The following is a 20,889-nucleotide window of genomic DNA, read 5'->3' as shown; positions in this document are numbered from 1 at the left end:
TTCTGGGAGCACTACCCGGCGCGCTTGTCGATAATGATCACGGTGTGGAGAGCCACGCTGGCGATGGTGCCACAACCCGTCCGCCGATACCAAGCCACGGACGGGTTGTCCCACGGTGTGGGTTCAGCTAGCGGCCAGGAACCTGGCGAACGCCTCGATGGCCGCCGGGTTGCGCGGGCTCTCCACCAGCGCCGCGTAGGGCAGCACGAAGAACCGCTTGTGCTTGATCGCGGGCACGTCGGCCAGGGGCGGGTAGGACTCCAGGAACGCCCGCTTCTCGTCCGGCGTGGTGGCCTCGCCGTCGGCGTAGTCGTTGATCAGCACGACGTCCGGCGCGCGGTCGACGACGGCCTCCCAGCCGACCGTGGTCCAGCTGTCGTCCAGGTCGCCGAAGACGTTGTCGCCGCCCGCCCGGCCGATGATGTCGTGCGGCGCGGCGTTGCGGCCCGAGGTGAACGGCTGGTCGAGGCCGCTGTCGTAGAGGAACACCTTCGGGCGGTTCGGCTTGACCAGCTCGGCGGCGGCCGCGACCTGCTTCTCGTAGCCCGCGATCAGCGCCTCGGCCCTGTCCTCGACCTCGAAGATGCGCCCGAGGTTGCGCAGGTCGGTGTAGAGGGCGTCCAGCGGCGGCATGATGCCGCGCTGCTTGCCCACGCCGTTCCGGCACGCCTCGGTGAGCTGGTAGGTGGCGATGCCGAGGTCCTTCAACGCGTCCGGGGTGAACCCGGTCGACTCGGAGAAGCCGTAGTTCCAGCCCGCGAACACGAAGTCCGCGCCCGCGCCCTGGACCAGCTCCTTGGTGATCTGCTCGCCGAGGTGCGGCACGCGCTCGAAGTCCGCCTTCCACGGTGACGAGGCGACGTCGGTGGAGTGCGAGGAGCCGATGACGTAACCGGCCATCCGGTCGGCCAGGCCCAGCGCGAACATCAGCTCGGCGATGCCGGTGTCGTTGGTGACCACGCGGGACGGCGCCGCGTACGAGACCTGCTGCCCGCAGTTCGTGACGGTGGTGGTGTCCCCGGCCGCCGTCGGCGCGATCCGCGCGCCGCAGCCCGTCGTGAGGACCAGGGCGAGGGCGACGAACTTCTTCACGGGGTGACCTCCAGGTGTTCGAACAGCAGTTGGGGGACCCCGCTCACGGGGTGGCGCACGACGTGCGCGCGGACGTGGAAGACGTCGTGCAGCACCTCGGGGGTGAGCACTTGCTCGGGCGTGCCGCTGCGCACCACCCGGCCGCCGTCGAGCACGTGCAGGCGGTCGCAGTGGGCGGCGGCCAGGTTGAGGTCGTGCAGCACCGCGAGGACCGTGACGCCCAGGCGGCGGACCAGGGCGAGGACCGCGAGCTGGTGGCTGATGTCGAGGTGGTTGGTCGGCTCGTCCAGCACCAGCACCCTGGGCTGCTGGGCCAGGGCGCGGGCGATCAGGACGCGCTGGCGCTCGCCGCCGGACAGGCTGAGGAAGCCCCGGTCGGCGAGGTGCGCGGCGTCCACCCGGGACAGCGCGTCGGCGACCACCTCCTCGTCGCGGCGCGGGGTGCTCCGGTGCGGCAGGCGCCCCATCGCGACGACCTCGGTGACGGTGAAGTCGAACTCGACGTGGCTGTCCTGGGTGAGCGCGGCGAGGTGCTCGGCGGTGTCGCGGACCTTCGTGGTGGTGATGTCCCGACCGCCGAGGCGGACCACTCCCCCGGACGGTTCGAGCGCCCGGTACACGCAGCGCAGCGTGGTCGACTTGCCGCTGCCGTTGGGGCCGACGATGCCGTGCACCTCGCCCGCGGGCGCGTCCAGGTCGATGCCGTGCAGGATGCCGTCGACGGTGACCCGCTCCAGTCGGACGTCCATCAGCGGCCGCCGAACACGTAGCCGCGGCGGCGCATCAGCAGGACGAAGCACGGCACGCCGAGCGCGGCCGTGATGACGCCCAGCGGCAGCTCCTCGGGCGCGGCGAGCAGGCGCGCGGCGACGTCCACCCAGATGAGGAAGCAGGCGCCCGCCAGGGGTGCGACGGCGAGCACCTTGCGGTGGTCGGCGCCGACCGTGAGGCGGACCAGGTGCGGCAGCATCAGGCCGACGAAGCCGACCGCGCCGCTGACCGCGACCAGCACGCCGGTCATGGCGGCGGTGACCAGGAACAACGCCTTGCGGGTGCGGCCGACGTCGATGCCGAGGGTGGTCGCGGTCTCGTCGCCCATGGAGAGGGCGTTGAGGTGCTTGGCGCGGGTCCGCAGGTAGGCGACGCCCGCCAGCACGACCGCGGCGGCGATCGGCAGGGACGTCCACGTGACGCCGCCGAGGCTGCCGAGCAGCCAGAACATCGCGGCGCGCGCCGCCTCGCCGCGCGGCGACTGGAAGACCAGGAGCATCGCGACGGCGGAGAAGCCGTAGGCCATGGCGGTGCCGGTGAGGACCAGGCGCAGCGGCGTGAGGTGGCGGCCGGTGACGACGTAGACCAGGCCCATCGCGGCGAGGGCGGCCAGGAACGCGGCCGTGGACAGGGCGTAGATGCCGAGCGAGGCGAACAGGCCCGTGGTGGCGACGGCGGTGGCGCCGACGCTCGCGCCGGAGGAGATGCCCAGCACGTACGGGTCGGCGAGGGCGTTGCGGACCATGGCCTGGATGGCGACGCCGACCACCGACAGGCCGGCGCCGACGACGGCGGCGAGCAGGACGCGCGGCAGGCGGATGTCCCAGACGATCCGGTAGGGGCCCGCCTCGGCGGCGTCGATCGGACCGCCGGTGACGGCGGCGTGGAGGAAGCGCAGGACGTCGCCGAAGGGGACGGACACCGGTCCGAGCGCGACGCCGCAGACGACCGAGGCGGCCAGCGCGGCGGTGAGGGCCAGGCACAGGCCCGCGGTGGGTGGGCGGCGCGGCGCGGCGGGCGGGGCGCCGCCGGTCGGGACGCCCTCGGTCGGCGTTCGGCTGCTGGTCCGGGTCACCGGTCGCCTCTCGGACGGGTGGCCTCGACCGGCAGGCCGGCGTCCGCTCGTGGCAGGCCGGCGCGCCCGTCCCGCAGACCACGGCAGGAGTGGAGCTTCTTCCCACCGCCCACGGGTGATCGGGCTCGCCGAGCGCGGGGCTCGGCCTACCGTTGCGGGTCAGCGCCGGAATTCGACCGGACTTCCCCCACGGGCGGTACCGGCGACCCTACGGCCCGGAACGCGCTCAGGGCCACCACGACTTCGCCGTGGTGGCCCTGATCACTACTCCACCGCGAGAGTCCTACGCCCAAGTGCCGAGAGTCCTACGCCCAGCGAGGGTGAGTTCAACGCTCAGGTCGGTTCGCACCGCTGCTGAGCGTTGAACTCAGGTGTCCTGGAGGTAGGACTCTCGCGTTCTGGGTGTTGGACTCTCGCGTGCTGGAGGTTGGACTCTCGCGGGGGTCAGGCGGTGCGGACGTTGGAGGAGACCAGGGCGGCCAGGCGGTCGCCCACCGCGTAGGTCGCGCCCGGCGACGAGTGGTCGCGGGTGGCCAGGTCGAACGCCACCGACGCCTCGATCCGCCGAGCCGCCTCCGACTCGCCCAGGTGGTCGAGCATCAGGGCGACGGAGAGGACCGCCGCCGTCGGGTCGGCGATGCCCTGGCCCGCGATGTCCGGCGCGCTGCCGTGCACCGGCTCGAACATGCTCGGGTTGCGCCGCGTCACGTCGAGGTTGCCCGACGCCGCCAGCCCGATGCCGCCGGTCACGGCCGCCGCCAGGTCGGTCAGGATGTCGCCGAACAGGTTGTCCGTCACGATCACGTCGTACCGGCCCGGGTCGGTGACCAGGTGGATCGTCGCCGCGTCCACGTGCTGGTAGGCCACCGTCACGTCCGGGTGCTGCAACGACACCTCCTCGACCACGCGGGACCACAGCGACCCGGCGTGCGTGAGCACGTTGGTCTTGTGCACGAGCGTGAGGTGCTTGCGCGGCCGGTTCGCGGCACGGGCGAACGCGTCGCGCACCACCCGCTCGACGCCGAACGACGTGTTGATCGACACCTCGGTCGCGATCTCGTGCGGCGTGTCCTTCCGCAGGAGGCCGCCGTTGCCCGCGTACAGGCCCTCGGTGCCCTCGCGCACCACCACCATGTCGATCTCCGGCGGGTCGGAGATCGGGCTGCGCACACCGGGGTAGAGCCGGGCCGGGCGCAGGTTCACGTGGTGGTCGAGCTCGAACCGGAGCCGCAGCAGGAGGCCGCGCTCCAGGATCCCGCTCGGCACCGACGGGTCGCCCACCGCGCCGAGCAGGATCGCGTCGTGCTGGCGGAGTTCCCCGAGCACGGACTCCGGCAGCAACTCACCTGTGGCGTGCCAGCGCGCCGCGCCGAGGTCGTAGCGGGTGATCTCAGCCGCTGGAACGACCTCACCGAGCACCTTCAGGGCCTCGGCGACGACCTCGGGCCCGATCCCGTCTCCTGGGATCACTGCGAGCCGCATCCACACACCTCCCAGGTATCAGTCCCAATTCTCGGGACTAGTTTCCTTTGCGAAAGGCTACCGGTCCGAGGCGGTGAAACCGCACACGGAACACCCCTCCGTGGCCATATCTCCCGGACTGCGGGACACCCGAACGGTTCAGTGCCCCCGTTCGGTCGTCACCCGATGCGCGTAAACGGCTCTGGCCGGCCGGGGCAACCCCCGACCGGCCAGAGCGGCGCACGGCGATCAGTCCGCCGAGCGGTTCTTCGACTTGCCCTTCACCTTGACCACGTCCGCCTTGTCACCGGTGGCGTTGTGGTGGTGCAGCACCAGCAGGCTGTCCGCGCCGTCGGCGGCCAGCGACTCGGCGTCGCGGTTGACCACCAGCGCGGTGCCCGGCCGGGACTGGTAGGACAGCGCGGCGTCGCCGCCGCCCTGCACCCACAGGCCCGGCTTGAGCGGGTCGAACGACAGCGCGCCCGGGATCGAGTCGATCAGGCCGTTCGACGTGCCCGGCGCCACGTAGTAACCGGCCACGCCGACCTGGTAGCTGATCCGCGAGGTGTCCGCCGACGGGTCGATGCCCAGCGCCGACAGCAGCACCGGCAGGACCACCACGTTCGTGTCGAACACGTTCGTGTCGACGTCGCCGAACTGGCCGTTGACGCCCTGGATGTCGACCGTCGCGCCGGTGGCCAGGTCGACCGTGGACGCGACCAGCAGGTCGGTGTCGGTCAGCTTGGTCGCGTAGACCTCGTAGTCGAACGCGCCGTCACCGTCGGTGTCGATGTCGACGAACGGGACGGTGTTGTTGCCGAGGTTGTACCAGTTGCCCCAGGTGGCGAGGCCGAACGCGAGCACCGCGTTCTCCGGCTCGCCCTGCGCCTTCGCCAGCGGAGCGGTCGACGTGACGCCGACGTACCGCAGGTCACCGCCCTTGGCGGTGTTGTTCAGCACGCAGTTGGTGGTGACGTTGCGACGGCACTCCGACAGCCTCGGCGAGGACGCCTGGAGCTCCAGCGCGCTCACCAGGGACTGGTAGCCGCCCTGGTTGACGCCCCGACCGGTCAGGTTCAGCACGCCTTGGCCCGAGCCGGAGACCTTCACGCTGTTGGCCACGTTGATGTCCGACACCGGCTTCGGCGCGGAGTACACCGGGACGCGCAGCGCCACCGACGAACCGCCCTTGGGCGTCAGCACGACCCGGCCCGACGCGTCGGCCAGGTACTGGCGCGGCACGTCGAGGTGGTTCGCCTCGATCGTCGGGTCGACCGTCTTGCGCAGGTCGGCCGGGCGGTCGATCTTCAGGGTGACGGTGACGCGGGCGATGCCGCGCGGGCTGAGCCGCACGGAGCCGGTCGACAGCTCGTAGCGCACGCCCGGGATCTGGGTCAGCGCCTCGTAGCCGACGGTGTAGTCCACCCACTTGGTGGACTTGTTGACCACCTTGATGGTCTTGGTCCGGCTGATCGGCCCGGACACCTCGACCGTGCCGAACGACGCGGACACCGCGCCCGGGTCGTCCTGCACGTAGGCGAGGACCTGGTTCTCGACCGCGGCCTTGCCGTCGACGCGGCCGGCGCCGACGCGGTTGGGCGCGTAGGTCTTGCCGTCGGCCTTGACGTCGTGGCCGGCGGTGTTCATGACCGCCGCCTTGACCTCTTCCGGCGTCCAGTCCGGGTGGACCTGGCGCACCAGCGCCGCGATGCCGGAGATGTGCGGCGCGGCCATCGACGTGCCCGAGTTGACCATCGTCTTGTCGCCCGAGCCCACCAGCACCGAGGCGATGGTGTCACCGGGCGCGGCCACGTCCGGCTTCACGACCGGGCCGCGCACGCCGCGCGAGGTGAACGAGCTCGGGGTGTCGCTGATCGAGGGGTCGAACGTGGACAGCGAGGTGCGCAGGTCGCCCGCCTGGCGGACCACCAGCGTGCCCGCGGCCAGCGCCGGGCGCAGCGCCGCGGTGGCCGAGCCGGTCAGCTGGAACACCGGGATCGTCGCGTTGCCGGAGATGCCCGCGTTGAAGTGCTCCAGGTTCGAGGTGAACAGCGCGCCGACGGCGCCCGCGGCGGTGGCGTTGTTGGTCCGGCCGACCGAGCCGCAGCGACGCGTGGCGTCGTTGTCGTCCCACTCCAGCCACACCATCTTGCCCGCGACGGCGGCCTTGTCGGCGGCCGAGAACACCTGGCAACCGTCCTTGTTGGTCGCGTCGCCCATCGCCACGACCGGCGCGGTGACGTTCAAGCCCTCGTAGTTGAACGCCACGCTGTACTGGCCGGGCTTGCGGCCCGCGGCGGAACCGGGCGCGGTCACCTCGACGGCGTCGCGCAGCACGTACGCGTCACGGGTGCTGGCCACGGTCAGCGCCTCGGGGGTGCTGCCCGGCGAGCCGCCGATGTCGTACAGGTCGCCGCCGTTGCCCGCGGAGAACACGGTCACGACGCCGGAGGCGTTGAGCTTGCGCACGAACAGGCTGTCCGGGTCGTCCGGGGCGCCGTAGTCCGAGCCGAGCGACAGGTTGACCACGTCGAGGTGGTCGGAGAAGTCGCCGTCGCCGTCGGGGTCGAGCGCCCAGTCCAGGGCCTGCGCGGTGACGTTGGTCGAGCCCTCGCAGCCGAACACCTTCAGCGCGTACAGCAGGGCCTTCGGCGCGGTGCCGGGGCCGATGCGCATCGCGTCCAGCGCCGCGGGGGTGAGCTTGGTGTAGTCGCCCTCGAAGGTGCTGCCGTCGGCGTTGACGCCGAAGCCCGCCGCGGTGCCGGCGACGTGCGAGCCGTGGCCGTTGCAGTCGAGCGGGTTCGGGTCCGGCTTCGGGGTGTTGACGGCCGGGTCGTCGCTCTCGCCGTCGTAGGCGTTGCCGACGAAGTCGTAGCCGCCGACCACCTTGGGCGTCGGGTAGTAGGACGCGTCGACCTTGGTCTCGTCGATCGCCTCGAACGCCTCGATGGTGCCGGGGCCCGCGAAGTCGCTGTGGGTGTAGTCGATGCCCGTGTCGATAATGCCGATGCGGGTGTCGTCACCGAGCTTGCCGTACTCCTGCCACGCCTTCAGCGTGTTCGTCAGCTGCACGGCGGTGGAGTTCTGGCGCTTCTTCGGCACCACGGTGCGGATGGACTTCACGTCCGCCCGCTTGGCCAGCTCGCGCACCTGGTCCGCGTCGGCCTGGACGACCACGCCCGGGACGCCGTTCGCGGTGCGGTAGAGCTCCTTGGTGGCGGAGTCCTTGCCCTTCAGGTCGTTGACGACCTGGTCGGTGACCCTGCCGGTGTCGTTCCTGGTCGCCTTGGCGGCGTCCTTGGCCTGCTGCTTCGTCGCGCCCTGGTCGGTCTTCTCGGCGAACGCGTCGACGGCGGGCTTGGCCTCCAGCTCGACGAACGCCGTGACCCGGCCGGTGGCGGCCGACAGCCGGTCGGACACCTTCAACTGCAACTTGCCCGCATCCAGCCCGCGCGCGTTGGCGACGGACGGTGCCAGTGGATCTTCCGCGGCCAGCGCGGTACCGGCGGTGGCTCCGGCGACGAGTATCGCGGCCAGCACCGGTACTGCGGATCTGGCGACGACGCGAGATCGGCTCACAACGTGCCCCAAGCGAGGTCGGATTCGACCGGGCAGGCAGCGTCGTCGTGTAGGAGGGCACTGCCCGCGTGGTGCCGTGCCCTCTACGGCACCAGGTCAACCTCGTGGAGGGAACCTAATCGCTCAGTCGAGCGGATCAATTAGCCCGAACGAGTGACGACACCCACAGTTTTAACCACTAACGGTTAACTGTGACACCGCCGAGACCTGCGACGATATACATCGACAGGTCTCGGCGGCATTAGTCCTTTTCGGGGAAATCCCAGCCCCGTCGAACGAGTCAGTCGAAGTTGACCGAGCGCACCGTGCGCGCGCCGACGGCCGCGCCGATCGGGTCGAGCACGGCGGTGTCCACCGGGCGGTCGACGCGCAGCAGCATGAACGCGTCCGCGCCGTCCTTGGTCTGGCTGATCTGCGCGGCCTCGACGTTCACGCCCGCCTCGCCGAGCAGCGTGCCGACGGCGCCCATGACGCCCGGCCGGTCCGGGTACTCCAGCAGCAGCACGTTGCCCTCGGCCCGCAGGTCGAAGCCGCGACCGTTGATGCCGACCAGCTTCTCGACCTGGTCCAGGCCGGTGAGCGTGCCGGACACCGTGATGACCGCGCCGTCGGCCTGCACCGCGCGCACCGTCACCAGGCTGCGGTGGTTGGCGCTCTCCGGCTCCTTGGTCAGCTCGACGCCCACGCCGAGCGAGTTCGCCAGCGCCGGCGCGTTGACGAAGGTGACCTGCTCCTCGACCACGCTGGAGAACACGCCGCGCAGCGCGGCCAGCGGCAGCACCGCCACGTCCTCGTTGGACAGCTCGCCGCGCACCTCGACGGTGACCGCGGTCGGGGCCTTGGCGCTCAGCGCCGCGACCACCGTGCCCAGCTTCTGCACCAGCGGCAGGTAGGGGCGGACCTCCTCGCCGACCACGCCGCCGCCCTGCACGTTCACCGCGTCCGGCACGAAGTCGCCCGCCAGCGCGAGCAGCACCGACTTGGCCACGTCCGTGCCCGCGCGGTCCTGCGCCTCGGTGGTCGACGCGCCCAGGTGCGGGGTGACCACGACGTTCGGCAGGCCGAACAGCGGGCTCTCGGTGGTGGGCTCGGTGGAGAACACGTCGATGCCCGCGCCGCCGACCTGGCCCTCCTTCACCGCTTCCGCCAGCGCCTCCTCGTCCACCAGGCCGCCGCGGGCGGCGTTGACGATGATCACGCCGCGCTTGGCCTTGGCCAGCTGCTCGGCGCCGATCAGGCCCTTGGTCTCCGGGGTCTTCGGCAGGTGGATGGAGATGAAGTCGGCGCGCTCCAGCAGCTCCTCCAGGGTCACCAGCTCGATGCCGAGCTGCGCGGCGCGGGCGGCGCTGACGTACGGGTCGTAGGCGATCAGCTCGGTGCCGAAGGCGGCGATGCGGGCGGCGAACAGCTGGCCGATCTTGCCCAGGCCGACCACGCCGACGGTCTTGCCCTGGACCTCGACGCCGTTGAACTTGCTGCGCTTCCACTCGTGCGCCTGCAGCGTGGCGTGCGCGGCCGGGATCTGGCGCGCGGTGGACAGCAGCAGCGCGACGGCGTGCTCGGCGGCGCTGACGATGTTGGAGGTGGGCGCGTTGACGACCATGACGCCGCGCTCGGTGGCGGCGGGCACCTCGACGTTGTCCAGCCCGACGCCCGCGCGGGCGACGACCTTCAGCTTCGCGGTGGCCTTGAAGACCTCGGCGTCGACCTTGGTGGCGGAGCGGACCAGGAGGGCGTCGGCGTCGGCGACGGCTTCGAGCAGCGCGGGACGGTCGGTGCCGTCGACGTGGCGCACCTCGAAGCCGTCACCGAAGACGTCGAGAACGGACGGTGCGAGCTTCTCGGCGATCAGGACAACGGGCTTGGTCACGGACGTCGCTCCCGGTGGTGTGAACGGGTGGGGAGCGCGGGGGCCGTCGAGCAGGTCGTCACCCGCGCCGGCCGGCCACGGCGATGTGTCCGGGTTGTTAACGAGCATAGTCAGCGCCCGCCCGGCGGTTGACACCCGGGTACCCCGTTTCACCTGGTGGAAAGCGGTACGCGCGTCCTACTAGGACCCCGGCGGACCGTCCTGAACGTTGAATTCAGGGGCCCTGAACGTAGGACACGGTGGTCGCGAACGTAGGACACGCGGGACGTGGGGGTACGACTCGCGCGAGGGTCACCAGGGTTCGTCGAATTCGCCGTCCTTGACGCCGAGGATGAACGCCTCCCACTCGGCGGGCGTGAAGACGAGCACCGGGCCCTCCGGGTGGGCGGAGTTGCGCATCGCCGTGTAGGTCACGCCGTCGGTGTGCTCGACGAACGCGATCTCGACGTGCTCCTCTTCCTCCTCCGCGCCCTCGTCGCTGCGGATCCACTCGGCGGCGGTGAGGTCGAGCTTGCCCCGGACGTGGGCCTTGTCGTCGTAGATGGGCGCGCTGTCGGTCATGGGCCCTAGGTATACCGGAGCCCGCAGCGTCCGGGGACACTGCGGGCTCCGCGGGGTGGCGCCGCCGGTCTCAGGCGGTTTCGGTGATCGGCCGGTCGACCCACGACATGAGGCCGCGCAGCTTCTTGCCGACCTCCTCGATCGGGTGCTGCTCGCCCTCCTGCTGCAACTTCTTGTAGTTGCCGCGGCCGGCGTCGTCCTCGTTCACCCACTCGGTGGCGAAGGTGCCGTCCTGGATCTCGCCCAGGATCTTGCGCATCTCCTCCTTGACGCCGGGGGTGACGACGCGCGGGCCCCGGGTCAGGTCGCCGTACTCGGCGGTGTCGGAGATCGAGTAGCGCATCCGGGCGATGCCGCCCTCGTACATCAGGTCGACGATCAGCTTCAGCTCGTGCAGGCACTCGAAGTAGGCGACCTCGGGCGCGTAGCCCGCCTCGGTCAGCACCTCGAAACCGGCCTGCACCAGCGCGGAGGCGCCGCCGCAGAGGACCGCCTGCTCGCCGAACAGGTCGGTCTCGGTCTCCTCCTTGAACGTGGTCTTGATGACGCCCGCGCGGGTGCCGCCGATGCCCTTGGCGTAGGACAGCGCCAGCGCCTGCGCGTTGCCGGAGGCGTCCTGCTCGACCGCGATCAGCGCGGGCACGCCCTTGCCGTCCACGAACTGGCGGCGGACCAGGTGGCCCGGGCCCTTCGGGGCGACCATGGCGACGTCCACGTTGGACGGCACGCTGATCAGGCCGTAGCGGATGTTGAAGCCGTGGCCGAAGAAGACCGCGTCGCCGTCCTTGAGGTTGGGCGCGATGTCGTTGGCGTAGATGTGCCGCTGCGCGGTGTCCGGCGCCAGGATCATGATCAGGTCGGCCTCGGCCGAGACCTCGGCGGGGGTGCCGACGGTCAGGCCCTCCTCCTCGGCCTTGGCGCGGGACTTGGAGCCCTCGGGGAGGCCGATCCGGACGTCGACGCCGGAGTCGCGCAGGCTCAGCGCGTGCGCGTGGCCCTGGCTGCCGTAGCCGATGACCGCGACCTTGCGCCCCTGGATGATGCTCAGGTCGGCATCGTCGTCGTAGAAGATCTCGACGCTCACTGGTGGTACTTCCTTCCTCGGAACCGGGAAAATCAGCGCACCGCGGTCGCGGTGATGGAGCGGGCGCCACGGCCGATGGCGACCATGCCGGACTGGACGATCTCGCGGAGCCCGTACGGCTCCAGCATCCGCAGCAGCGCGTCGAGCTTCTCGGACGTGCCGGTGGCCTCGACGGTCACCGCCTCCGGCGAGACGTCGACGACCTTCGCGCGGAAGAGCTGCACCGTTTCGAGCACCTGGCTGCGCACGGTCGCGTCGGCCCGCACCTTGACGAGCAGGAGCTGCCGCTGGACCGACGCGGCCGACTCCAGCTCCACGATCTTGATGACGTTGACGAGCTTGTTGAGCTGCTTGGTCACCTGCTCCAGCGGCAGCTCCTCGACCGACACCACGATCGTCATCCGGGAGATGTCCGGGTGCTCGGTGCGGCCGACGGCCAGGGACTCGATGTTGAAGCCGCGCCGCGAGAACAGGCCCGCCACACGGGCGAGGACACCGGGCTTGTCCTCGACCAGAACGCTCAGGGTGTGCCTAGTCATGTCACTCGTCCTCGTCTTTGCGATCCCCGCCGGCGGCCGGCGCGGCGCTACACATCGTCTTCGTCGAACAGCGGGCGGATGCCGCGCGCGGCCATGATCTCGCTGTTGCCGGTGCCCGCCGCGACCATCGGCCACACCTGGGCGTCCTTGCCGACCACGAAGTCGATGACGACCGGCCGGTCGTTGATCTCCATGGCCTGCTGGATGACCGCGTCCACCTCGTCGCGCGACTCGGCGCGCAGGCCGGCGCAGCCGTACGCCTCGGCCAGCAGCTTGAAGTCGGGGATGCGGTGCTTGTGCGTGCCCAGGTCGGTGCTGGAGTAGCGCTCGCCGTAGAACAGCGTCTGCCACTGGCGGACCATGCCCAGGTTGCCGTTGTTGATGACCGCGACCTTGATCGGGATGCCCTCGATCGCGCAGGTGGCCAGCTCCTGGTTGGTCATCTGGAAGCAGCCGTCGCCGTCGATCGCCCACACCTGGACACCCGGCACGCCCGCCTTCGCGCCCATCGCGGCGGGCACCGCGTAGCCCATCGTGCCGAGGCCGCCGGAGTTGATCCACGTGCGCGGCGACTCGTACTTCACGAACTGCGCCGCCCACATCTGGTGCTGGCCGACGCCCGCGGTGAAGACGGTGTCCGCCGGGGTCAGCAGGCCGATCCGCTCGATCACGTACTGCGGCGACAGCGTGCCGTCCTCGGGCCAGTCGTAGCCGAGCGGGAACGTCTCGCGCAGCACGTCCAGCTGCCGGCGCCAGGGCGCCAGGTCGATCGTGCGGGTCGCGTTCTCCTTCTCCGCCCGGACGGCCTCGACCAGCTCGCCGATGATCTCCTTGCAGTCGCCGACGATCGGCACGTCCGCGCGGCGGTTCTTGGAGATCTCGGCCGGGTCGATGTCGGCGTGCACGACCTGCGCGTCCGGCGCGAACGTGGACAGCTGGCCGGTGACCCGGTCGTCGAACCGCGCGCCGAGGGCGACCAGCAGGTCCGACTTCTGCATCGCGGCGACCGCCGACACCGTGCCGTGCATGCCGGGCATGCCCAGGTGCAGCGGGTGCGAGTCGGGGAACGCGCCGCGCGCCATCAGCGTGGTGACCACCGGGATGCCGGTGGACTCGGCCAGCGCCAGCAGCTCGGCCGACGCCTCGGCCTTGATCACGCCGCCACCGACGTAGAGGACCGGGCGGCGGGCCGCGGCGATCAGCTTCGCGGCCTCGCGCACCTGCTTGCCGTGCGGCCGGGTCGTCGGCCGGTAACCGGGCAGGCGCAGCTCCGGCGGCCAGGAGAACGAGGTCATCTCCTGGAGCACGTCCTTGGGGATGTCCACCAGGACGGGGCCGGGTCGGCCGGTGGAGGCCAGGTGGAACGCCTCGGCGATCGCCCGCGGGATGTCCGCGGCGTCGGTGATGAGGAAGTTGTGCTTGGTGATCGGCATCGTGATGCCGCAGATGTCGGCTTCCTGGAACGCGTCGGTGCCGATCAGCGGCCGGGACTGCTGGCCGGTGATGGCGACCACCGGGACCGAGTCCATGTTGGCGTCCGCGAGCGGCGTGACCAGGTTCGTCGCGCCGGGGCCGGAGGTGGCCATGCAGACGCCGACCTTGCCGGTGGCCTGGGCGTACCCGGTCGCGGCGTGACCCGCGCCCTGCTCGTGGCGGACCAGGACGTGCCGGACCTTGGTGGAGTCGAGGAGGGGGTCGTAGGCAGGCAGGATCGTGCCGCCGGGAATGCCGAAGACCACTTCGCAGCCCACCGCTTCGAGTGAGCGGACGAGGGACTGGGCACCGGTCACGCGGACGGGGGCGCCGCTCGGCGGGGCCGGTTTCGGCCGCGGTCCAGGGCGGGGCGACGGAGGCTCGCCGGGAGCCGGTCGCGAGGTTGCGCTGGTCATCTGTCTGCCTCGTGGGTAAGGAGAATGCACGGTCCGGGCACGAAAAAACCCTCGCCAACCCGAACGGGTCGCACGAGGGTCGCGCGTCGACGCAAGCTCGAATGCCTAGGCGTCGACGCGCCTGGGAAGTACGAGAACGAGGTTGCGCTGCATGCCGCTGACGTTAACCGTCAAAGGTGCGGAGCGTCAACTGTGCGGGACGGCACTCCCGGATCGTGGACGGCGCGAGGTGCGTGGACGTGGGCCGGAGTCACCCGCCCGGACGAGGGTGGCAGCATCACGGGCGTGTCGAAAGCCGTGTTCCGAATCCCCACCCCCGCCCTGCTCGCCGCCGGTCTCGCCACGATCGCCGCGACCCCGTTCGCCTGGGGCGCGCCCGGTCTGCAGGCCGTCTACCTGCTGCCGGCGGGGTTCGCGGTGTGGGTGCTGCGCAACCGGACCACGGTGGACGGGGAGCGGCTGGTGGTGCGGTCGACGTTCGGCTCGCGCGTGCTCGCGTGGGACGAGGTGAAGGCGATCAAGCTCACCCCGAAGGGGTGGTTGTCGGCCGTGCTGCGGGACGGCTCGCTGGTCCGGCTGCCCGCCGTCCGGGCCGGCCACCTGCCGACGTTGTCGCTGGTCAGCGGCGGCCGGGTGGCGGACCCGAACGCCACGCCGGAAGCCGGGCCCGCCGAGCCGGACCAGCCGGGCGACGCCGGTCCTGACGAGGACGCAACGCCGCCGCCCCTAAAGTCGCCGGAGTGAGTTCAGACACGCGGACCCCCGGCCGGGTGCCGGTCGTCAGCCTGCTGCTGTCCCTGGCGGGGCTGGCCGTCTCGACCTACCTCACCGTCGCGCACTACACCGCGGGCGCGCTGCTGTGCGCCGAGGGCGAGGTCATCGACTGCGGCACGGTCACCAGCAGCGAGCAGTCCGAACTGCTCGGCATCCCGGTGGCGGTGCTCGGCCTGGCGTTCTTCGCGTTCCTGACCGTGGTGTGCCTGCCGTTCGCCTGGCGCAGCGAGGCGCTGCACTGGACGCGGCTGGTGGCCGTCGGCGTCGGGGTGCTGTTCGTGGTGTACCTGGTGGCGGCCGAGTTCGTGCTCATCGGGAAGGTCTGCCTGTGGTGCACGGCCGTGCACGTGATCACGCTCGCGCTCGCCGCCGTCCTGGTCACCGGCGCGCTGCGGCGGAGTAACCTCTGAGGCACCGCCCCCGCCCCTTTCGCGCCCACCCCACGCGCGGCGTTCGCGTTCCACACCTCCCTTGAGAATTCTGGAGGAGCCGTGCCACCGCTCCGTTCCCGCACCACCACCCACGGCCGCAACGCCGCGGGCGCCCGCGCGCTGTGGCGCGCGACCGGCATGACCGACAGCGACTTCGGCAAGCCGATCGTGGCCATCGCCAACTCGTACACCCAGTTCGTGCCGGGCCACGTGCACCTGCGCGACCTCGGTGACATCGTGGCCGAGGCGATCCGCGAGGCGGGCGGGGTGCCGCGCGAGTTCCACACGATCGCGGTGGACGACGGCATCGCCATGGGGCACAGCGGGATGCTGTACTCGCTGCCCTCGCGCGAGGTCATCGCCGACTCGGTCGAGTACATGGTCAACGCGCACCAGGCCGACGCGATCGTGTGCATCTCCAACTGCGACAAGATCACGCCGGGCATGCTCAACGCCGCGATGCGGCTCAACGTCCCGGTCGTGTTCGTCTCCGGCGGGCCGATGGAGGCGGGCAAGGCGGTCGTGGTGGACGGCGTGGCCGTCGCGCCGACCGACCTGATCACCGCGATCTCGGCGTCCGCGTCGCCGGACGTGGACGAGGCCGGGCTGGCCGAGGTGGAGCGGTCGGCGTGCCCGACCTGCGGTTCGTGCTCGGGCATGTTCACCGCGAACTCGATGAACTGCCTCACCGAGGCGCTGGGCCTGGCGCTGCCGGGCAACGGCTCCACGCTGGCCACCCACGCCGCGCGCCGCGAGCTGTTCGCCGAGGCCGGCCGCACGGTCGTGGACCTGTGCAAGCGGTACTACGAGCAGGACGACGAGTCCGTGCTGCCGCGGTCGATCGCGAACCGCAAGGCGTTCGAGAACGCCATGGCGCTGGACATGGCGATGGGCGGCTCCACCAACACGGTGCTGCACATCCTCGCCGCCGCCCAGGAGGGCGAGGTCGACTTCACGCTGGCCGACATCGACGCGCTGAGCCGTCGCGTGCCGTGCCTGTCGAAGGTGTCGCCGAACTCCGACTACCACATGGAGGACGTGCACCGGGCGGGCGGCATCCCGGCCCTGCTGGGCGAGCTGTGGCGGGGCGGGATGCTCAACGAGGACGTGCGCACCGTGCACAGCCCGGACATGGCGTCGTGGCTGGGCGAGTGGGACGTGCGGGCCGAGTCGCCGTCGGAGCGGGCGGTCGAGCTGTTCCACGCCGCGCCGGGCGGCGTGCGCACGACGGAGGCGTTCTCCACGTCCAACCGGTGGTCGAAGCTGGACACCGACGCGGCGGGCGGCTGCATCCGGGACGTCGCGCACGCGTACACCAAGGACGGCGGGCTGGCCGTGCTGCACGGCAACCTGGCCGAGCGCGGCGCGGTGATCAAGTCGGCGGGCATCGACGAGGAGCTGTGGCGCTTCGAGGGCCCGGCGCGGGTGGTCGAGTCCCAGGAGGAGGCCGTCTCGGCGATCCTGAAGAAGGAGATCCAGCCGGGTGACGTGCTGGTGGTCCGCTACGAGGGCCCGGCGGGCGGTCCGGGCATGCAGGAGATGCTGCACCCGACCGCGTTCCTCAAGGGCGCGGGCCTGGGCCGCAAGTGCGCGCTGATCACCGACGGCCGGTTCTCCGGCGGCACGTCGGGCCTGTCCATCGGCCACGTCTCGCCGGAGGCGGCGGGCGGCGGCGCGATCGGCCTGGTCCAGGACGGCGACCGGATCCTGATCGACATCGGCGCGCGCCGGCTGGAGCTGCTGGTGGACGAGTCGGTGCTGGCCGAGCGGCGGGCGAAGATGGAGGCGTCCGAGCGGCCGTGGCAGCCGGTCGAGCGGGTCCGCCCGGTGACGGCGGCGCTGCGCGCGTACGCCCGGATGGCGACCGACGCGTCCACGGGCGCCGTTCGCGACGTGAACAAGTAGCCGGGGGTCGGCCGGCGGGGTCCCCGCCGGCCGGTTCCTCCCCTACCTGAAGACGTAGAGCGTCGCGGCGGTCGCGCCGGCGGCCAGCACCAGGCAGAGGAAGCCCGCCGGCAGCGGGTGGCGGAACCAGCTGCGGTTGTTGTCCAGGGCCGCCCGGCCCGGACCCGCGAACAGCGCGGCGAACGCCATCGCGGCGTAGGCGACCTCCAGCTCGACGCCGTCGGGCGCGAAGAACCCGCCCCGGTACTTCAGCGCGATCACGTTGGCCATCACGCCGAGCACGCCGGCCGCCGCCAGGGGCGTGAACAGGCCCAGCACCAGCAGCGCGCCGCCGCCCAGCTCGGTCACGCCCGTCACCCACGCCAGGATGCGCGGCTCGCGGAAGCCCGCGGACTGCAGGTACCGGGTGAACCCGTCGATGCCCGGCCCGCCGAACAGGCCGAACACCTTCTGCAGGCCGTGCACGGCGAACGCGCCGCCCAGCGCCAGCCGCAGCACCAGCAGGCCGAGGTCGGGGCCGGCGGTCCAGCCGAACGGCCTGCGCTCGTCGTCCAGCGGGTCGTGGTGCGCGGGCTCGTCGGTCAGGTCGGCGATCGGTGTGTACCCGGTGGTGTCGAAGCTCTGCGTGTCCTTGTCGAACCCGCCGCCGTCGAACGACCGCGTGCCGTCGTCGAAGTGGTGCACTCCTCCGCCCACGCCACTCGTCGAGTAGAACCCGTCGTCGGAGTAGCCGCCCGAAGCCTTCGAGCGGTCGTCGTGAGTAGCCACGCACCCGCACGTTAGGAGGTTCGGCGGACGTCCGCGAGCGTCCGTTCCGCAGCGTCGGTTCACCCGAACGGGCTAGTAATCGCCCTTGACCAGGTTGGCCGGCTGCTCGCCGCGGGCGAACCGGGCGACCTCGGCGGCCACCACGGCGTACGCGCGCTCGGCGTGGCCCGTGCAGCTGCCCGCCACGTGCGGGGTGAGGAACAGGCCCGGCGCCGTCCACAGCGGGTGGTCCGCCGGCAGCGGCTCGGGCTCGGTCACGTCCAGCGCCGCGCGCAGCCGCCCCGACGTCAGCTCGGCCAGCAGCGCGTCGGTGTCGACGACCTGGCCGCGGGCGGCGTTGACCAGGATCGCGCCGTCCCTCATCCGGGAGAGGAACCGGGCGTCCACCATCCCGGTGGTCTCCCCGGTCAGCGGCACCACGACCAGCACCGCGTCGAACCCGCCGAGCAGGTCGGGCAGCTCGGCCACGCCGCGCACCCCGGGCCGCGCGGTGCGGCCGACCATGGTGGCGGTCGCGCCGAACGGCTCCAGCCTGCGCCGGAACTGCTCGCCGAGGTCGCCCGCGCCGACCACGAGCACCTCCTTGTCCTGCAACGTCTCGGTGAGGTGGTAGTCCCAGCGCCGCTCCTGCCGGGCCCGCTCGAACACCGGGAAGTCGCGGTAGACCGCCAGCAGCGCGCCGATCGCCCACTCGGCCGTGCTGCCGCCGTGCGCGCCCCGGCAGGTGGACAGCAGCACGCCGTCGGGCACGACGCCGGTGAACCGCTCCGCGCCCGCCGACAGCAGCTGCACCAGCTTCAGCGACGGCAGCTGCTCGAACACGTCGCGCGGGTCCGTGCCGTGCAGGAACTTCGGCACCAGGACGTCGGCCCGCGCGGCCTCGGCGGGCAGCGGCTGCCCCGGCTCGTAGCGGACGGGCCGCACACCCTCCACGTCGGACAGCACGCGGACACCGAGGTCGTCGGGCACCAGCACGATGAGGCTCACGGGACCGCACGTTACGGCACACTTGCCGCCATGCGGGAGCACGACGTCTTCGCCGCGGACGGCACGCGGATCAGGGTGTGGCGCACCGACGCCGACGGGCCGGACGTGCTGCTGAGCCCCGGTCTCGGCGCGGTGCCCTCGGTGTGGCCCGAGACGCCCGCGGCGCGCGTGCACAGCTGGTACCACCGCGGCGCCCTGGGGTCGGCGCGGCCGGCCGACCCCGGTCGCATCGAGCCGGCCGACCACGTCGCCGACGCGCTGGCCGTGCTGGACGCCGCCGGGATCGAGCGGTGCGTGGTGATGGGCTGGTCGATGGGCGTGACGGTGGCCGTCGAGCTGGCGCTGCGCCACCCGGACCGGGTGAGCGGGCTGCTGCTGGTCGCGGGCACGCCGGGTGACACGTTCGCGAGCGTGCTCGGGCTGCCGGGCGTGCCGGTGCGGCTGCGGCGGGCGGTCGGCGTGGCCGGGGTGAAGGCGTTGAAGGCCGCCGGGCCGCTGCTGAACGCCGTGCTGCACCGGCTGCCGGTGCCGGACGTCGGCGGGCGCGTGGTCCGGACCGTGCGGCACTACCTCCAGCACGACTGGCGCTGGTACTTCACGCTGGCGCTCGCGCTCGGCCGCGCGCCCCGGCTGGACCCAACCGGCGTGACGTGCCCCACAACGGTGCTGGCCGCCCGGTACGACCCGCTGGCGTGCGTGAGCGGGGTGGTCGGCGCGGTCGCCGCGCTGCCGCAGGCCAGGGTGCGGGTGCTGCCCAACACGCACTTCCTGCCGCTGGAGGACCCGCGGGTCGTGGTGGAGGAGCTGGAGCTGCTGCTGGACCGGGTCGACGCCGTGCGCCGGGCCGTGCGCGGCGACGCGGGCGGACCGCTCACCCCGCGTTCACGACCGCGCGCCTAACCTGGGACCCGTGTCGCGTCTGCGTGGAGTGGTGATCGGTTCGGCCCTCGGCCTGCTGGCCGCGGGCTGTGCGAGCTTCCCCGAGCAGCCGGCGCCCGCCGGGTGGAGCGCGGCGCAGCAGCTGACGCCGCAGGCCGGGCCGGTGCCCGAGCTGCCCGGCGAGCTGCCGAAGGGACCGGACCAGGGTCAGCAGCCCGGGCAGCAGCAGGCGCCGGTGCCGCCGCCGCAGGGCTGCAAGGACTTCAACCCGGCCGTCGTCGGCACGTGCCTGGAGCCGGTGTCCGCGGTGGCGCTGACCGACGTGAACCAGACGACCGGCGCGCTGACCGCGCTGGCGACCGAGCGCACCACCGGCCGGCTGCTCAGGGTGACCAAGGACGTCGACCCGGTCGAGGTGGCGAAGTTCGAGGTGGACGCGTCGGGCGACGGCGGCCTCACCGGGCTCGCGCTGTCGCCGACGTACGCCGAGGACCAGCTGATCTTCGTGTACGCGACCACGGCGACCGACAACCGGGTGCTCCGGATCGCGCCCGGCGACGTGCCGAAGCCGGTGCTGACCGGCATCCCGAAGGGGCCGACCGGCAACCGGGGTTCGCTGGCCCACGACCGCGACGGCGCGCTGCTGGTGGCCACCGGCGACGCGGGCTCGCCCGCGGCCGCGCTCGACCCGGGCTCGCTGGCCGGGAAGGTGCTGCGGATCGACGCCAACGGCCGGCCGGCGCGCGGCAACCCGACGGCGGGCTCCGCGGTGGTGGCGAGCGGGCTGAAGTCGCCGGGCGGGCTGTGCGTGTCGGGTGACGGGACGAAGACGTGGGTGACCGACGCGGGCGCGGCGGCCGACCTGCTGTACCGGGTGGACCCGGGCAAGCCGCTCGGCGACCCGGCGTGGTCGTGGCCCGAGCGGCTGGGCGTCGGCGGGTGCGCGTCGTTCTCGAACATGGTGTCGGTGTCGACCGGCGCCACGCCCGGCATGGTGAACCTGCCGATGAACCCGGACGGCAGCTTCACCGGCAAGCCCGAGGCGACGCTGGACGGCGAGGACGGCTTCGGCCGGCTCGGCCCGATGGTGCTGCTGGACGACACGACGGCGCTGGTCGGCACGGTCAACAAGACCGCGGGCGGCGCGCCGGTGTCCAGCGACGACCGGGTGGCGATCGTCGTGCGCCAGGGTCCCGGCGGCAGCAAGGACTGAGCCGCCGCGGC

17 protein-coding genes and 1 riboswitch are annotated in these 20,889 nt (G+C 72.1%); of the genes, 5 read left to right on the top strand and 12 right to left on the bottom strand.

Annotated features, from left to right (window positions below; genetic code table 11):
* Positions 1–123 precede the first annotated feature (123 nt).
* The 10 genes from AB0F89_RS14010 to AB0F89_RS13965 form a co-directional block, all read right to left on the bottom strand.
* Positions 124–1,092, bottom strand: coding sequence for an ABC transporter substrate-binding protein (locus AB0F89_RS14010; protein ID WP_367136203.1), 969 nt, complete (start codon positions 1,090–1,092; stop codon positions 124–126).
* On the bottom strand, positions 1,089–1,841 hold the full coding sequence (locus AB0F89_RS14005; RefSeq protein WP_367136201.1) for a heme ABC transporter ATP-binding protein: 753 nt from the start codon (positions 1,839–1,841) through the stop codon (positions 1,089–1,091). Before AB0F89_RS14005 ends, AB0F89_RS14010 begins: the two co-directional genes overlap by 4 nt.
* Complete coding sequence (locus AB0F89_RS14000; protein WP_367138866.1) at positions 1,841–2,848, bottom strand: FecCD family ABC transporter permease; 1,008 nt, start codon at positions 2,846–2,848, stop codon at positions 1,841–1,843. The genes AB0F89_RS14005 and AB0F89_RS14000 overlap by 1 nt, the downstream gene beginning before the upstream one ends.
* Before the next feature lie 203 nt (positions 2,849–3,051).
* A riboswitch (cobalamin riboswitch) is annotated at positions 3,052–3,126 on the bottom strand.
* Between the two features lie 256 nt (positions 3,127–3,382).
* Positions 3,383–4,420, bottom strand: a complete 1,038-nt coding sequence (locus AB0F89_RS13995; protein ID WP_367136199.1) for a 3-isopropylmalate dehydrogenase — start codon at positions 4,418–4,420, stop codon at positions 3,383–3,385.
* Positions 4,421–4,648: 228 nt separating this feature from the next.
* Positions 4,649–7,978 carry a S8 family serine peptidase gene (locus tag AB0F89_RS13990; RefSeq protein WP_367136197.1) on the bottom strand — a complete coding sequence of 1,110 codons (3,330 nt, stop codon included), beginning with the start codon at positions 7,976–7,978 and terminating at the stop codon, positions 4,649–4,651.
* A 280-nt stretch (positions 7,979–8,258) separates the two neighbouring features.
* A complete protein-coding gene (gene serA / locus AB0F89_RS13985) occupies positions 8,259–9,848 on the bottom strand; it encodes a phosphoglycerate dehydrogenase (RefSeq protein WP_367136194.1) in 1,590 nt (529 codons plus the stop codon).
* A 291-nt stretch (positions 9,849–10,139) separates the two neighbouring features.
* Positions 10,140–10,409: a DUF397 domain-containing protein gene (locus AB0F89_RS13980; protein ID WP_367136192.1), complete on the bottom strand. Its 270-nt coding sequence runs from the start codon at positions 10,407–10,409 to the stop codon at positions 10,140–10,142.
* A 70-nt stretch (positions 10,410–10,479) separates the two neighbouring features.
* Positions 10,480–11,493: a ketol-acid reductoisomerase gene (gene ilvC, locus AB0F89_RS13975; protein WP_367136190.1), complete on the bottom strand. Its 1,014-nt coding sequence runs from the start codon at positions 11,491–11,493 to the stop codon at positions 10,480–10,482.
* A 32-nt stretch (positions 11,494–11,525) separates the two neighbouring features.
* Positions 11,526–12,032 carry an acetolactate synthase small subunit gene (gene ilvN, locus AB0F89_RS13970; RefSeq protein ID WP_367136188.1) on the bottom strand — a complete coding sequence of 169 codons (507 nt, stop codon included), beginning with the start codon at positions 12,030–12,032 and terminating at the stop codon, positions 11,526–11,528.
* Positions 12,033–12,079: 47 nt separating this feature from the next.
* Complete coding sequence (locus AB0F89_RS13965) at positions 12,080–13,921, bottom strand: acetolactate synthase large subunit (RefSeq protein ID WP_367136186.1); 1,842 nt, start codon at positions 13,919–13,921, stop codon at positions 12,080–12,082.
* A gap of 285 nt (positions 13,922–14,206) precedes the next feature.
* Here AB0F89_RS13965 and AB0F89_RS13960 point away from each other — a divergent pair, with 285 nt between their 5' ends.
* The 3 genes from AB0F89_RS13960 (at position 14,207) to ilvD (ending at position 17,031) form a co-directional block, all read left to right on the top strand.
* The gene (locus tag AB0F89_RS13960; protein ID WP_367136184.1) at positions 14,207–14,665 is read left to right on the top strand and encodes a PH domain-containing protein; all 459 of its coding nucleotides are present in this window, start codon (positions 14,207–14,209) and stop codon (positions 14,663–14,665) included.
* Positions 14,662–15,105, top strand: coding sequence for a vitamin K epoxide reductase family protein (locus AB0F89_RS13955; protein ID WP_367136182.1), 444 nt, complete (start codon positions 14,662–14,664; stop codon positions 15,103–15,105). The genes AB0F89_RS13960 and AB0F89_RS13955 overlap by 4 nt, the downstream gene beginning before the upstream one ends.
* An 81-nt stretch (positions 15,106–15,186) precedes the next feature.
* The gene (ilvD, locus tag AB0F89_RS13950) at positions 15,187–17,031 is read left to right on the top strand and encodes a dihydroxy-acid dehydratase (protein WP_367136180.1); all 1,845 of its coding nucleotides are present in this window, start codon (positions 15,187–15,189) and stop codon (positions 17,029–17,031) included.
* A gap of 42 nt (positions 17,032–17,073) precedes the next feature.
* On the opposite strand, the gene AB0F89_RS13945 is transcribed toward ilvD, so the two are convergent.
* Positions 17,074–17,799 (bottom strand): DoxX family protein, encoded by a 726-nt coding sequence (locus tag AB0F89_RS13945; RefSeq protein ID WP_367136178.1) that lies wholly within the window; start codon positions 17,797–17,799, stop codon positions 17,074–17,076.
* A 72-nt stretch (positions 17,800–17,871) separates the two neighbouring features.
* Positions 17,872–18,786 carry a 2-hydroxyacid dehydrogenase gene (locus AB0F89_RS13940; protein ID WP_367136176.1) on the bottom strand — a complete coding sequence of 305 codons (915 nt, stop codon included), beginning with the start codon at positions 18,784–18,786 and terminating at the stop codon, positions 17,872–17,874.
* A gap of 30 nt (positions 18,787–18,816) precedes the next feature.
* Between AB0F89_RS13940 and AB0F89_RS13935 the strand changes: the two genes are divergently transcribed.
* Together AB0F89_RS13935 and AB0F89_RS13930 are read left to right on the top strand one after the other, a co-directional pair.
* Entirely contained in the window at positions 18,817–19,686 is an 870-nt protein-coding gene (locus AB0F89_RS13935) for an alpha/beta fold hydrolase (protein WP_367136174.1), read from the top strand.
* A gap of 10 nt (positions 19,687–19,696) precedes the next feature.
* Positions 19,697–20,878 carry a PQQ-dependent sugar dehydrogenase gene (locus AB0F89_RS13930; protein ID WP_367136172.1) on the top strand — a complete coding sequence of 394 codons (1,182 nt, stop codon included), beginning with the start codon at positions 19,697–19,699 and terminating at the stop codon, positions 20,876–20,878.
* Positions 20,879–20,889 lie beyond the last annotated feature (11 nt).

The organism is Saccharothrix sp. HUAS TT1 (assembly GCF_040744945.1).
GTDB lineage: Bacteria > Actinomycetota > Actinomycetes > Mycobacteriales > Pseudonocardiaceae > Actinosynnema.
Note: the sequence above shows the minus strand (reverse complement) of the source record. Positions and strands in the feature narration are given on the sequence as shown.

Bases quoted from the DNA above. Each gene is read 5' to 3' on its own strand.
- AB0F89_RS13935 (WP_367136174.1), top strand. From the start codon at position 18,817: ATGCGGGAGCACGACGTCTTCGCCGCGGACGGCACGCGGATCAGGGTG.
- AB0F89_RS13995 (WP_367136199.1), bottom strand. From the start codon at position 4,420: ATGCGGCTCGCAGTGATCCCAGGAGACGGGATCGGGCCCGAGGTCGTC.
- AB0F89_RS13965 (WP_367136186.1), bottom strand. From the start codon at position 13,921: ATGACCAGCGCAACCTCGCGACCGGCTCCCGGCGAGCCTCCGTCGCCC.
- ilvN (WP_367136188.1), bottom strand. From the start codon at position 12,032: ATGACTAGGCACACCCTGAGCGTTCTGGTCGAGGACAAGCCCGGTGTC.
- AB0F89_RS13980 (WP_367136192.1), bottom strand. From the start codon at position 10,409: ATGACCGACAGCGCGCCCATCTACGACGACAAGGCCCACGTCCGGGGC.
- AB0F89_RS14005 (WP_367136201.1), bottom strand. From the start codon at position 1,841: ATGGACGTCCGACTGGAGCGGGTCACCGTCGACGGCATCCTGCACGGC.